The organism is Xanthomonas sp. GPE 39, assembly GCF_000963005.1.
GTDB lineage: Bacteria > Pseudomonadota > Gammaproteobacteria > Xanthomonadales > Xanthomonadaceae > Xanthomonas_A.
On the sequence record NZ_JZHZ01000007.1, the window covers coordinates 647,266 to 660,737 of the forward strand.

The 13,472-nt window shown below is 63.0% G+C and carries 11 protein-coding genes and 1 tRNA gene; 8 read left to right on the forward strand and 4 right to left on the reverse strand.

Annotated elements, in window-relative coordinates; genetic code table 11:
* The 4 genes from XALGPE39_RS02665 to hemA all read right to left on the reverse strand — a co-directional run.
* Positions 1–1,449, reverse strand: a 1,449-nt coding sequence (locus XALGPE39_RS02665; protein ID WP_082061810.1) for a glycoside hydrolase family 6 protein, incomplete at its 3' end; no start/stop codon positions are given.
* 886 nt (positions 1,450–2,335) lie between these two features.
* Positions 2,336–4,045 carry a tetratricopeptide repeat protein gene (locus XALGPE39_RS02670; protein WP_045726879.1) on the reverse strand — a complete coding sequence of 570 codons (1,710 nt, stop codon included), beginning with the start codon at positions 4,043–4,045 and terminating at the stop codon, positions 2,336–2,338.
* A gap of 22 nt (positions 4,046–4,067) precedes the next feature.
* On the reverse strand, positions 4,068–5,153 hold the full coding sequence (prfA, locus tag XALGPE39_RS02675) for a peptide chain release factor 1 (RefSeq protein WP_045726880.1): 1,086 nt from the start codon (positions 5,151–5,153) through the stop codon (positions 4,068–4,070).
* Positions 5,131–6,414 (reverse strand): glutamyl-tRNA reductase, encoded by a 1,284-nt coding sequence (gene hemA / locus XALGPE39_RS02680; RefSeq protein WP_045726881.1) that lies wholly within the window; start codon positions 6,412–6,414, stop codon positions 5,131–5,133. Before hemA ends, prfA begins: the two co-directional genes overlap by 23 nt.
* Positions 6,415–6,480: 66 nt before the next feature.
* Between hemA and XALGPE39_RS02685 the strand changes: the two genes are divergently transcribed.
* From XALGPE39_RS02685 to ychF, 8 genes are all read left to right on the forward strand, one after another.
* Positions 6,481–8,154, forward strand: a complete 1,674-nt coding sequence (locus tag XALGPE39_RS02685; RefSeq protein ID WP_045726882.1) for a tetratricopeptide repeat protein — start codon at positions 6,481–6,483, stop codon at positions 8,152–8,154.
* Positions 8,151–8,801, forward strand: coding sequence for a lipoprotein insertase outer membrane protein LolB (gene lolB, locus XALGPE39_RS02690; protein ID WP_045726883.1), 651 nt, complete (start codon positions 8,151–8,153; stop codon positions 8,799–8,801). The genes XALGPE39_RS02685 and lolB overlap by 4 nt, the downstream gene beginning before the upstream one ends.
* Positions 8,798–9,661, forward strand: a complete 864-nt coding sequence (gene ispE, locus XALGPE39_RS02695) for a 4-(cytidine 5'-diphospho)-2-C-methyl-D-erythritol kinase (protein WP_045726884.1) — start codon at positions 8,798–8,800, stop codon at positions 9,659–9,661. The genes lolB and ispE overlap by 4 nt, the downstream gene beginning before the upstream one ends.
* Positions 9,662–9,673: 12 nt before the next feature.
* A tRNA-Gln gene (locus XALGPE39_RS02700) sits at positions 9,674–9,750 on the forward strand.
* 140 nt (positions 9,751–9,890) lie between these two features.
* Positions 9,891–10,850 carry a ribose-phosphate diphosphokinase gene (locus XALGPE39_RS02705; RefSeq protein ID WP_045726885.1) on the forward strand — a complete coding sequence of 320 codons (960 nt, stop codon included), beginning with the start codon at positions 9,891–9,893 and terminating at the stop codon, positions 10,848–10,850.
* 110 nt (positions 10,851–10,960) lie between these two features.
* On the forward strand, positions 10,961–11,605 hold the full coding sequence (locus XALGPE39_RS02710; RefSeq protein ID WP_045726886.1) for a 50S ribosomal protein L25/general stress protein Ctc: 645 nt from the start codon (positions 10,961–10,963) through the stop codon (positions 11,603–11,605).
* Positions 11,606–11,662: 57 nt separating this feature from the next.
* Positions 11,663–12,247 (forward strand): aminoacyl-tRNA hydrolase, encoded by a 585-nt coding sequence (pth, locus tag XALGPE39_RS02715; protein WP_045726887.1) that lies wholly within the window; start codon positions 11,663–11,665, stop codon positions 12,245–12,247.
* A 74-nt stretch (positions 12,248–12,321) separates the two neighbouring features.
* Positions 12,322–13,413 carry a redox-regulated ATPase YchF gene (gene ychF / locus XALGPE39_RS02720; protein WP_045726888.1) on the forward strand — a complete coding sequence of 364 codons (1,092 nt, stop codon included), beginning with the start codon at positions 12,322–12,324 and terminating at the stop codon, positions 13,411–13,413.
* The last annotated feature ends 59 nt before the right edge of the window (positions 13,414–13,472 follow it).

A 13,472-nucleotide genomic window follows, 5' to 3' on the forward strand; every position in this document is an offset into this window, starting at 1 on the left:
GCTGGTGCCGCCGCCGCTGGTGCCGCCACCGCTGGTGCCGCCACCGCTGGTGCCGCCGCCGCTGGTGCCGCCGCCGCTGGTGCCGCCACCGCTGGTGCCGCCACCGCTGGTACCGCCACCGCTGGTACCGGTGATCGCCGGATAAGCGTTCTGGACCAGCATGACGAACTGGTTGTGGAACCATGCGCCAGAAATCGGAGAATCGGGCAGTGCACCTGTCAACACGCCATCCGGTGTTGTGTATCCAGGGTCGCACATCTTGTCAAAGCCTTTGCCTTGATTGTTCGGAATGTACTTGCTGGAGCCGTCCGAGACGCCGGGTTCTTTGATGAACGCATAAGCATCAATATGCGGTGCCGGTGCCGCAGTCGGAGGCATGCCGATGCCCGCTCCGCTTACATTGCACCAGTTACCACGGGCAGTACGCTTATCCACACGGCCGGAGTCGACATACGAGTTGATATCGCTTCCGCTGGCCGATGTCGGACGGCTGGCGCCACCCCAGCCGTTGCGGCTGGTGTCGATGACGAATCCAATATTGCTTGGCCAACCTGCGGAAACGAAGTTGTTATAAAGCTTTTGCACATAATCAGATTCGGTGAAAATGGGGTTCCATTGGTAGAACTTGGACGATCTGATCGGCTGCCCACCGACATTCATACTGGAGTCTGGTAGGTTCGGCTCGCTGATTGGCGTCGCGTTCGCCGTGTTGGTGGCAAATCCATCGAGACTGGCAATGCCTGCCGTGGTGTCTTGAAAAATTCGTGTGTACAGAGGGATGGTTTTGCTGAGGTTGTTGTCCCAACCCAGCCAGCCGCTATGCCCGATATCGGCATAGTTGTATGTATTCGGAATCGCATGAAGCTTGTTGATGGCGTATTTGATGCCGGCTTCGTAAATGCCTGAGGAGTAGGCTTGACCGCAGGCCGGGGTATCCAAGTTGGTGACGAGGTTCGGGAGGCTGTCTGGTTCGACAATGTCGACGATACGCAGATCTTGGTATTTCGGATCTGCCAGGATCCCCGCGATTACATCGATGTATTCGCTTTTGTAACGAGTCAGTCCGTCTTGAGTCAAGGCGAGTTCGCCGTTAGAGGACAGTGCGTGGCAATCGCGTCCAGGCATGTCATAAATCACAAGCCCGATTGTAATCGGAGTTCCCGATTTCTTTTGCGCCAGGGCGGCATCCAGGTGATCTTTCAGGCCAAGCAGTCCCGCGTTTCTATCGCCGCCATAGATCGCGCCGATCGAGTCCAGCCAGACGAAGGTCGGGTAGGATTTGACCGTCTGCATTTTTGCGGCCAGCGCCGAGTCGTTGACCTTCGCAATCGACGAGTCGATATTCGTGGCGTAGTCTTTATTCAAATAATTGGTTGCGCCGACAAACGGATTGTCTACGTGAGATTGAGCATGGGCGGCCAGGCTGGAGAGCAGGCACACGCTCAGCAATGACGCAGTTGCTTTATATTTGGAGCCCTTGCGGGTCGGCTTTGTTGTTTTCATGGTGGTCTCTCTATTTTGAGGTCTTATTAGGGTTGTTATTGATGCAAGCATGGTCGTGGCGCTTTGGCCGTTTCGATCACTTTGTGTGCTGCCCCCTGGCGATTAGTGTGTAGTGAAATGAAATTTTGGCGTAGCAGTCCCCGAAGCGCCGCCGATAAATAAATCGAGCGGCCCTGGTCATTGGGGGATGTGTTTAGTCGTTGCTGGAGAAACTATCTAAATGCGCTGGCAATCTGCTGCGATTCGTGCTGTTTTCTTTTGAAAAAATTGGATGGACCGCAGATGCGGGTAATTGCCAGAGGAACGGGTTGCTTCCAAAATATTTTCGAGATGGATTTCTCTTTGTGTCACCAATATGGTTTTGAGGCGCGGCATTAATGCGACGAGTGAACAAGAGAAGAGGATCTACATGTCACGCGGTCTTAATGCCTTGCTTGTTGGGAGCAGAAGATCAATTTCGAGATACAGCATTCTGTGAGCGTGCTCAAGAAATGAATTAACCTTGAATACAAACTGATGAAGTGCTTATCGGTCGTCTAAAATAATGTGACGCCGCTTGCTGAACGAGTGGCTTAATATATGCTTACTAATGAAATCTTCACGCGGAATCTGGGGTCAATAACCCTTACCCACGTGTAAGTGCGCAAACGACCGGGCGTGAAAATACCTCTGCGGCGTCGCTGCCACGAAAAAATCATGGTCCGCGCAGCCCCCGTTTGCGTCAGCGATCATCGGGTGGAGACGAACTGGATGTCAGCGGATTGCTTGCGCAGTGCAAGGTGTTTCAGGCGTCGTCTTGACCGGCTTGCTGCCGTGCCGAGTGTGCGGCAGGTCACGTGGCGCTGCGCCACCCATGCTCACGTGCCAGCGCGCACAGGAGCGCGGCGAAATCTGCGGCAAAGCCTTGCATGTCGAACAGGCCGCTCGTTTCCCGGCGTTGTCGCAGCCGTTCTTGCAGCGCGTGCAGCGCACTCTGGTCGCGTCCGAGGCGCACCGCCATGGCGATGAAGGCGTCATCGTCGACCACGTTCATGTCATCCATGCCCAGATGGTGGTTGAGGCTGCCGGCCACGCGCGCGGCGAACGTGGTGCCGGGGCAGGTGAGGACCGGGCAGCCAGCCCACAGTGCATCGGAGGCGGTGGTGTGCGCGTTGTAAGAATGCGTATCTAAAAACAGGTCGGCATGCCGATAGCGGGAGAGATACTCCGGGTGCGCCAGTTTCGGCATGAAGCGCAGGCGCGCCGGGTCCAGGTCGGCTTGATGGGCGGTTTGGCGCAGCCGCGCATCCGCTTGGCCGGGACCGGACAGCAGCCAGAGGACGCTGTCCGGCACTTGGCGCAGCACCGCCAGCATTCGCGCCATGCTGCGTGGACTCAATTTGTAGCTGTTGTTGAAGCAGCAAAACACGGTGCCCGTTTCGGGCAGGCCGCAGTCGTGCCGCGTCGGTGGGATGCCGACGTGGCGGGTGGTGTCGGAGGGCTGGAATGCACGTGGTAGCCGCAGGACCCGCTCGCTGTAATGTGCAGTGAGAGCCGGTGGCAGGGCGTAGTCATCGCCGATGACATAGTCCATCCATGGCGCGCCAGACGTGCCAGGGTAGGCGAGCCAGTTGATCTGCACGGGTGCCGGACGCAGCGCCAGCACTTCGGGCGTGCCGCCGCCGCCCCAGCCACGCAGATCCAGCAGCATGTCGATGCCGGCCTCGCGGATGCGTTGGGCGATGGTGCGATGCGCTTGCGCGGTCACGCTGTGCCAGGTGTGCGCCGCCGCTTGCAGGCGGGCGTGGATCGCACTGCGGTCGTCACCGTTCAGTGCGAACAGGTGTACCTGCATGTCCGCATGCGCACGCAGGTGTTCGAACAGGGCGACGGTCAGCAAGCCGGTGGGATGGGCGCCGAACCCGTTGGACAGAAAGCCGATCCGTAGCGGGCCGTGCTGGCGGACCGTGGTTGCCGGCAGTGGGGTCAGTGTGGCTGCCAGCGCCTCGGCACGGTTGCGCGCGCAGCGCAGTTGCTCGGCCGGAGCGGCGTCCTCGTTGAGGAAGGCGAACGGTTCGATCGCGGGATGTCCACGGCGCACCGCGGTACGGACCTGCTGCGACAGCGCGTCGAGATCGCGCCAGTCGCACAGTTTGCGTCGCCAGTTGAGCAGGTGCGCGACAATCGATGGTTCCTGCGGCAGCAGGGCATACGCATGCGCGTAGGCATCTGCGGCGGCTTCCGCTTCGCCGTTGTCCTCCAGGGCGTGGCCCAGCCATAGGGCGATGCCGGGATGTTGCGGGGCTTGCTGCAATGCGTGGCGCAAGCTGTGCGCGGCGTCGGCATGGCGGCCCTGGGTCCATCGCACCCGGCCCAGCCGCGCCAGCGCTTCGGGGTGGCCTGGACGCAGTTGCAGCGCGCGCAGCGCGGCATGTTCGCCAGCGGTGATGGCGCCAGCGCCGAGTTCGGCATCGGCCAGCATCACCCAGGCAAGGAAATCTTGTGGGTTGCGTCGTACCGTCTCGCGCAGGTGGCGCAGTTCGTCGGCGTCGTCGCCGCTCATATGTGTTTTGTTGCCAGGCGACTCACGCGCTGTTGCTCAGCCGCGCCAGTGCGTCGACCTGGTGCTCGTGGCTCAGGCGTTCGATCAGCGCGTCGAGATCGCCTTCGATCACATCCGGCAGGTCGTATAGCGTCAGGCCCTCGACACGATGGTCGGTGATGCGGCCCTGCGGAAAGTTGTAGGTGCGGATGCGTTGGCTGCGGTCGCCACTGCCGACTTGCAGCTTGCGGTCCTGTGCTTCGGCGGCGGCCTGCTTGTTGCGTTCGGCATCGAGCAACTGCGCCTTGAGGCGTTTCATCGCCTTGTCGCGGTTGGCGTGCTGGCTGCGTTCGGTCTGGCACTCCACCACCACGCCACTGGGGACGTGGGTGATGCGAATCGCCGATTCGGTCTTGTTGACGTGCTGGCCGCCCGCGCCGGAGGAACGGAAGGTGTCGATTTTCAGATCGGCTGGATTGATTGCGATCTCTTCCACGTCGTCGGCTTCGGGAATGATCGCCACCGTTGCCGCCGAGGTGTGGATGCGTCCTTGCGATTCGGTGGCCGGCACGCGTTGCACGCGGTGGGTGCCGGATTCGAACTTCAATTTGGAGTAGGCGCCGCGACCGACGATACGCGCGACGATTTCCTTGTAGCCGCCGTGTTCGCCGGGGTTGTCCGATTCCACTTCCACTTTCCATCCCTGGCGCTCGGCGTAGCGCGCGTACATGCGGAACAGGTCGCCGGCGAAGATCGCGGCTTCGTCGCCGCCGGTGCCAGCGCGCACTTCCAGGAATAGGTTGCCGTCGTCGCGTGGATCGCGCGGGACCAGCAGCAGCGCCAGTTGCGCATCCAGCTCGGCCAGATGCGCCTGCGCGGCGGCGATTTCTTCCTCGGCCAGTTCGCGCAGTTCTGGATCGGCGCGCATCGCTTCGGCGGAGGCCAGGTCGGCCTTGGCTGCCGCTTCCTCGGCCAGCGCCGTGGCGACCGGCTGCAGTTGCGCGAATTCGCGCGAGTAGTCGCGGAAGCGTTGGTTATCGCTGACCACTTCGGGGTCGGAGAGCAGGCGTTCGAGTTCTTCGCGACGCTCGGCCAGCGCCTCCAGCTTACGGCGCAGGGTCGGTGTCATCGGGTTTCAGTATTGGGTGGAAGTAGCCCGGTTTTTCCGGGAACAGGCGCTCGGCGGCGTTTGCCAGTTCGCTGTCGCCGCGTAGTGCCGCTGCGCGCAGCGCCGCAGTGGGCGGGTGCAGCAGCCGGTTGGTCAGGGTGTTGGCGAGGAAGTCCAGGACCTCCTCGGCCGGTTTGCCGTGCGCCAGTTGTTGCCGTGCTTTGGCCAGGACCTCGTCGCGGGTGCTCTCGCCATGCGCACGCAGGCGCTTGAGTGGTGCTTGACGGGTGCTGGCCTGTAGCGTCTCCATGTAGCGCACGACCTGCAGGTCGATGATCGCCTCGGCGGCCTGGGCCGCTTCGCGCCGGCTGCGCCGGTTGTCCTCGACTGCGCGTTCCAGATCGTCCACGGTATATAGATAGGCGTCGGCCAGCTCGGCCACGTCGGTGGCGATATCCCGGGGGACCGCCAGGTCGAACAACAGCATCGGTTTGTGTTTGCGCGCGCGCAGCGCCTGCTCGACCTGCGCCCGCTTGATTACCGGCGCGGGCGCGGCGGTAGCCGAGAACACCACGTCGGCCTCGTGCAGATGCCGTTCCAGTTCACTCAGGGGCAGTGCCACGCCACGATGGCGACTGGCCAGCTCCTGGGCGTGGGCAAGCGTGCGGTTGGCGATCAGCAGGCGTTGTACGCGGCTTTCGCTGAGATGCTTGGCGGCCAGTTCGATGGTTTCGCCTGCGCCGACCAGCAGCACGGTCGATTCGTTGAGCCGGGCGAAAGCGTCTTGGGCCAGACGTACTGCGGTCGAGGCCACCGAGACCGGATTGGCGCCGACACGCGTATCGGTGCGTGCGCGCTTGGCGACCGCGAAGGTCTGCTGGAACAGCCGATCCAGACGGTTGCCCATCGCCCCGTGTTCCCGCGCCAGCGCCCAGGCGTCCTTGACCTGGCCCAGGATCTGCGGTTCACCCAGGACCATGGAATCCAGCCCGGTGGCGACGCGGAACAGATGCCGCACTGCGTCGGCGTCCTGGTGGCGATAGAGATGTCCATGTAGGCCGCTGGCGTGTGAATCCAGCCAATCGGCCAACTGCTGCGCGTCGTTGGCGATCGCGTAAAGCTCGGTGCGGTTGCAGGTGGACAGCAGCGCCGCTTCGGTCACCTCGGGCAGCGCGCGCAGCGATTGCAGCGCGTGCGGGAGTGCATCGCCAGCGAATGCCACCCGTTCGCGCAGGTCGACCGGCGCGGTCTGATGGTTCAATCCGAGCACCCACAACGTCATCTGTTCAGTCGCTTGCGATAAGCTGCTGGCTATTCAGGGCCCCATTTTACGGCCCGGCCGCTTCCGATGCCCGCATTGATTCGCATCCGTACCTTTTTGCTGCTGCCTCTCATCGCCGCCGCTGTGGCGACGCCGGTTGACGCCAAGCCCGCGCGCCCGGACCAGGGCGTGCTGACCCCGGTGCTGGCCGGCGAGTTCGCGCTACAGGCCGGGCAATTGGCCGACGCCACGCGCTGGTATCTGCAGGCGGCCAACGACAGTCCCGGCGATATCGGCCTGGCCGAGCGCGCCACCCGCATCGCGATGCTGTCCAACGATGGCAAGGCGGCGGCGCAGGCGCTGGCGTTGTGGCGGCAGCGCGCGCCGGCCTCGTTGGCGATGCGTAGTGCCGAGGCCGCACTGGCGTTGCGCGGCGGCAATTTGCATCAGGCGCGGGGTCTGCTGGTGGCGCTGTTGCGCGATAAGGATCCGCGTGGTTGGCGCTTCGCCTTGATGGCGCTGGTCAGCGGCAACCGCGATCCGGAGATCGCGGCGAAAGCACTGGACCAGTTGCTCGATGCGAACGCTATCCCGAATCAGCTCGAAGCCTGGCAGGAGTTCGGGCGATTGGCGCTGCGACTTGAACAACCCAAGCTGGCCGAGCGCATCGTCGACCAGTTGGTCAAACGCTTCCCCTCCGAGCCACGAGTGGCGCTGTTGCATGCCACCCAGTTGCAGCAGGAGGGCAAGAGTGAACAAGCCCACGCGCTGTTGCAGGGTGTGGAGCCGAAGGTGGCGGCGGATTCGGAACTGCGCGCTGCGCTGGCGTATTCCTATGATGCGATCGGCGATACCGCCAGCGCGGCACGGGTGCTGGCGCTAGGGCCGCAGAGCACGGAGAACTACGGTTTGCGCGCCTCGATGCTGGCCAAGCTGCAGGACAACGCGGCGCTGACTGCGCTGTACGACGAGTTGCGCAAGGGAACGAACCGGCCCGATCCGGAGCGGCGGCTGTTGCTCGGCAAGATCGCCGAATTCCTCAAGCGCAACCAGGAAGCGGTGGACTGGTACCGTGGCGTGTCGAGCGGGCCCTTGCGTAGCGAAGCGCGTTTGCGCATGGCCGACGCGCTGTATGGTTTGGGGCAGAAGGACGCCGCCTTCGCCGAGGCGCGCGCGCTGCAGGACGATGCCGATGCCGATGATGCCGCGCGTCGCGACGCCTACGTGTTGGAGGCGGAATTGCGCCAGCGCAGCGGCGACGATGCGGGCGAACTGCAAGTGTTCGAACGCGGCCTGGCCGCCTATCCGGACGACAATGCGCTGTTGTACGCGCGTGGATTGGCCTGGGAGCGCCGCGACCGCATCGATCGCGCCGAGGCCGACTTGCGCAAGATCCTGGTCACTGAGCCGGACAACGTGGCGGCGCTGAACGCGCTCGGCTACACCCTGGCCGATCGCACCAAGCGTTATCGCGAAGCGCTGGAGTTGATCGATCGCGCGCGTACCGCTGATCCGGAGAACGCGGCGATCATCGATAGCTACGGTTGGGTGTTGTACCGGCTCGGTAAGACCCAGGAAGCACTCGTGCAACTGCGCCGCGCCTGGGGTCTGCTGAAGGATCCGGAGATCGCCGCGCACATTGGTCAGTTGCTGTGGGAGCAGGGGAAGCACGAGGAGGCCAAGACGTATTTCGAAGCAGCGCGCAAGTTGGATCCGAACAATCGCGCCTTGCAGCGGGCCATGGAAAAGGCAGTGCCATGAAGGCGCTGTTGCGCGCCGGATGGGGGGTGATGGCGGCCCTTGCGTTGGCTGGTTGTGTGGGGGTGCAGTCGCGCCCGCCGTCGCCGGCCTTTGGCGCGCCCGATGCGGCTGCGCGGCAGGTGGAAAAGGCCCGTGCGCAATGGTTGCAGGCACAGCCGAACTGGTCGTTCCAGGGCCGCGTCGCGGTCAGCAACGGGCGTAACGGTGGCAGTGGACGTATCGACTGGGCCCAGCACGGGCGCGGCTACGACGTGCAGCTCAGCGCTCCGGTGACCCGGCAGAGCTGGCGCTTGCGCGGCGATAGCCAGTCCGGGGCTGGACGTCTGGACGGTCTGGAGGGTGGGCCGCGTGCCGGTGAGGATGCGCAGCAGGTGTTGCTGGCGGCGACGGGTTGGGAGATTCCGGTCAATTTGCTGCCGGATTGGGTGCGCGGCCTGGTGGCGCGCGATGCACAGGCGCCCGAGCGGCTCGACGACGATGCGCAGGGGCGTCCACATCTGCTGCGGCAGATGGGCTGGGACATCGAGTTTCAGGAGTGGTATCCGCCTGTTGCTGGGCGGCCGTCGCTGCCTCGGCGGATCGAGGCGCGCAGTGGCGATGCCAAGGTGCGGCTGCTGGTCGATCAATGGGACATTCCGGCGTCATGATCCATGCCTCGGACGGGGGCTGGTCGCATTGGCCGGCCCCGGCGAAGCTGAACCTGTTCCTGCAGATCACGGGCCGCCGCGCCGACGGTTATCACCAATTGCAGACCGTGTTCCGCCTGCTCGATTGGGGTGACACGGTCTCTGTGCGGCCGCGCGCCGACGGCGTGGTGGCGCGCATCGGGCCTTCCGTGGCCGGGGTTGCCGAGGCCGACGACCTCCTGGTGCGAGCGGCCGTCTTACTGCAAAAAGAAGCCAACATCGCCAAAGGGGTGGATATCCGCGTCGAAAAGCGGATTCCTGCCGGGGGTGGTTTCGGCGGTGGATCCTCGGATGCGGCCACCGTGCTGCTTGTGCTCAACATGCTGTGGGGCGCCGGTCTGGATGAAGACGCGCTGGCCAGGTTGGGGCTGTCGCTGGGCGCTGACGTGCCGGTGTTCGTGCGCGGCCACGACGCCTGGGCCGAGGGTATCGGTGAGCGTTTGACCCCGATCGTGTTGCCTCCGGCCTGGTACGTCGTGGTCGATCCGGGTGTTCATGTGCCCACTGCGACCTTGTTCCAGTCTGAAGATTTGACGCGGGATGCCGCTCCCGCGAAAATAGGCGACTTCGTTTCAGGTTTCCTGCTCGGGAATGCGTTCGAGCCGGTCCTGCTTCGCCGTGAACCCGCTGTCCAGGCGGCGTTCCAGGCGCTGGCAAGGATCGGAACGCCGCGCTTGACCGGATCGGGGAGCGGTTGTTTCGTCGAGTTTGCCGATCGCGCCGCCGCACAGCGTGCGCTGGCGGACTTGCCGGATGGGATGCGCGCCTGGGTGGCAGGCGGCGTTGCCCGCTCACCGCTGCTCGACGCGCTGGAGGTTTGACAAGTTTTACGCAGGGGCGTCGCCAAGAGGCCCAAGGCACCAGGTTTTGATCCTGGCATTCGTAGGTTCGAATCCTACCGCCCCTGCCATTTGATGCGAGTCTCTCGCAAGGTTCCGCACATTTGTGTGCGCGGATGCAGCAGGTGAAGCGCCGCTTTGCCTTGGTTCCTCCGGTTTCACATCGCTATCTTCGCCACACGCTCTTTGCCGCCACCTGAGTGATTTCTTCATGCAAGACCAACGTAACCTGCTGGTGTTCTGCGGTAATGCCAACAAACCTTTGGCCAAGAGCATCTGTCGCGAGTTGGGCGTGCGTGCGGGCAAGGCGATGGTGTCGCGTTTCTCCGATGGCGAAGTGCAGGTAGAAATCGAGGAGAACGTGCGTCGGCAGGAAGTGTTCGTGGTGCAGCCGACCTGTGCGCCGAGCGCTGAGAACCTGATGGAGTTGCTGGTGCTGATCGACGCGCTCAAGCGCGCAAGTGCCGCCAGTGTGACTGCGGTGGTGCCGTACTTCGGTTATTCGCGACAGGATCGGCGCATGCGCTCTTCGCGCGTGCCGATCACCGCTAAGGTTGCCGCCAAGATGTTCAGTGCGGTCAACGCTGATCGTGTGCTGACCGTCGATCTGCATGCCGATCAGATTCAGGGTTTCTTCGATATCCCGGTCGATAACGTGTATGCCTCGCCGCTGTTGCTGGCTGATATCTGGCGCGCTTACGGGACCGACAACCTGATTGTGGTCTCGCCCGACGTGGGCGGCGTGGTGCGCGCGCGCGCTGTGGCCAAACGTCTGGACGATGCCGATCTGGCGATCATCGACAAGCGCCGTCCGCGTGCCAACGTGGCGACGGTGATGAACATCATCGGCGACGTCGAAGGCAAGACGTGCGTGCTGGTCGACGATATCGTCGACACCGCCGGCACCCTGTGCGCCGCGGCCGCCGCTTTGAAGGCCCAGGGCGCGTTGAAGGTGGCTGCGTATTGCACCCATCCGGTGTTGTCCGGCCCGGCGGTGAGCAATATCAGCAATTCGCAACTGGACGAACTGGTCGTCACCGATACCATTCCGCTCTCGGAAGCGGCGCGCGCCTGCGGCAAGATTCGCCAGCTCAGCGTTGCCGAGTTGCTCGCCGAAACCATTCGCCGCATCGCCTTCGGCGAGTCGGTCAGTTCGTTGTACGTCGATTGAGGGTCGGGCGGGCGTTGCCCGTCCCGGCTTACGTTCCGGCTCTTCTGGTCGCGGGAGAGTCTTTCAAACCGTCGCGAGGCGGTTCATTCAACTAAGGTAGTAAGCGCAAAATGGCAACCACGCATGAAATCAAGGTTCAGCGCCGCGAAGTCGAGGGTAAGGGTGCGAGCCGCCGCCTCCGTCGCGACGGCCTGATCCCGGCCATCGTCTACGGTGGCGATCTGAAGCCGGTCAACATCCAGCTCAATCACAACGAAGTCTGGCTGGCTAGCCAGAACGACTGGTTCTATTCGTCCATCCTCAGCCTGAGCTTGAACGGCGACACGCAGAAGGTGTTGCTGCGCGATATGCAGCGTCATCCGTACAAGCAGTTGATCATGCACATCGACTTCCAGCGCGTGAACGACAACGAGGTGCTGCACGCTGCGGTGCCGCTGCACTTCCTCCACGAGGATGTGTCGCCGGCCGGCAAGTCGGCCGAAGTGGTCGTCACGCACGAATTGAACGAAATCCAGGTCGTGTGCTTGCCCAAGGATCTGCCGGAGTTCGTCGAAGTCGACTTGTCCAAGCTGTCGGTCGGCGATGTGATTCACTTGTCCGATCTGAAGCTGCCGGCTGGTGTCGAGTTGCCGCAACTGAAGTTGGGCAAGGAGCACGACGTGGCGGTGGTCATTGCCAAGCATGGCCGGGTCGAGGAAGAGCCCGAGGCAACCGATGCGGCTGCGGCCGAGCCGGCGAAGAAGGACGGCAAGTAATCGTCTGCGCGGCGCCTGGGCCATTGTGGTTCAGGCGCCGCGACGATGCGCTGCGGCATGACTGGTCTGCGTCTGATCGTCGGTCTGGGCAATCCCGGAGCCGAGCACGCCAATACCCGGCACAACGCCGGGTTTCGTTTTGTCGATCATCTGGCGCAACAGGCCGGTGCGCGCTGGAGCGTGGAAGCCAAGTTGTTCGGTGAGACTGCCAAGGTGGATGTCGCTGGCCAGTCCGTGTGGCTGCTGAAGCCGGCCACCTATATGAATCTCAGCGGCAAGTCGGTGACGGCGGCGCTGCGGTTTTGGAAAATCGAGCCTGCGCAGGCGCTGCTGGCGCACGACGAGCTCGATCTGGCGCCGGGCACGGCGCGGCTCAAGTTCGATGGCGGCCACGGTGGCCAGAATGGCTTGCGCGACACCATTCGCTTGCTGGGGCATGCCGGCTTCCATCGCTTGCGTATTGGAATCGGGCATCCAGGGCACAAGGACAAGGTCGTGCCGTGGGTATTAAGCCGTGCAAGCCAGGGCGAGCAAATATTGATCGACCGCGCCATCGATGACGCTCTCGCGGTGCTGCCGTTGGCGGTGCAGGGCGATTTCAACGAAGCGATGAAGCGGCTGCATACGAGCAGGGATTCGTGATTGGGGATTGGGGATTCGCCTCCACGACGCGGGGCGAATCTCCAATCCCGAATCCCAAATCCCGGAAGTAAATCATGGGCATTAAGTGCGGCATCGTCGGGTTGCCCAATGTTGGCAAGTCGACTCTGTTCAATGCATTGACCAAGGCGGGCATCGCTGCGGCCAATTTCCCGTTCTGCACCATCGAGCCCAACGTCGGCGTTGTGCCGGTGCCAGATCCGCGGCTTGGTGCGCTGGCGGCGATCATCAATCCGCAGAAGGTCGTTCCCACCGCGGTCGAATTCGTCGATATCGCTGGCTTGGTTGCCGGTGCCGCCAGTGGTGAGGGATTGGGCAACAAGTTCCTTGCGCACATCCGCGAAGTCGATGCGATTACCCACGTAGTGCGCTGTTTCGAGCATAGCGACATCATCCACGTCAACAACAAGGTCGATCCGGTTTCCGATATCGAGACGATCGATATCGAATTGGCCCTGGCCGATTTGGATAGCGTGGAAAAAGCGCTCAACCGTGCCGAGCGCGCGGCCAAGGGCGGCGACAAGGACGCTGCCGCGCGCAAGCCGGTGCTTGCCAAGTTGCAAGCTGCGCTGGCCGACGGCAAGCCTGGGCGTAGCGCGGGGCTGGATGAAGAAGAAAAAGCGTTGGTGCGCGATTTGTTTTTGCTCACGCTCAAGCCGGTGATGTACATCGCTAACGTGTTGGAGGATGGCTTCGAGAACAATCCGCACCTGGAGGCAGTGCGCGCGCGCGCCGCGACCGAGGGTGCCGAAGTGGTGCCGGTATCGGCGGCGATCGAGGAAGAGTTGTCGCAACTGGATGATGCCGATCGCGACGCGTTTCTGGTCGATCTGGGCTTGCAGGAGCCGGGGCTGAACCGGGTGATTCGCGCCGCCTATGCGCTGCTGGGTCTGCAGACGTATTTCACCGCCGGGGTGAAGGAAGTGCGGGCATGGACAGTGAAGGTGGGGGCGACCGCGCCGCAGGCGGCAGCGGTGATCCATACCGATTTTGAGAAAGGCTTCATCCGTGCCGAGACCATCGCCTACGACGATTTCATCAAGTACAAGGGTGAGAGCGGCGCGCGCGAGGCCGGACGTTTGCGCCTGGAAGGCAAGGAGTACCGCGTGCAGGAAGGCGATATCCTGCATTTCCGCTTCAACGTCTGATCCGATCCGAAGCTGTTGCGCGTGCTTTGCGCAAGCGCACACGGACAATTGCGCTGCCA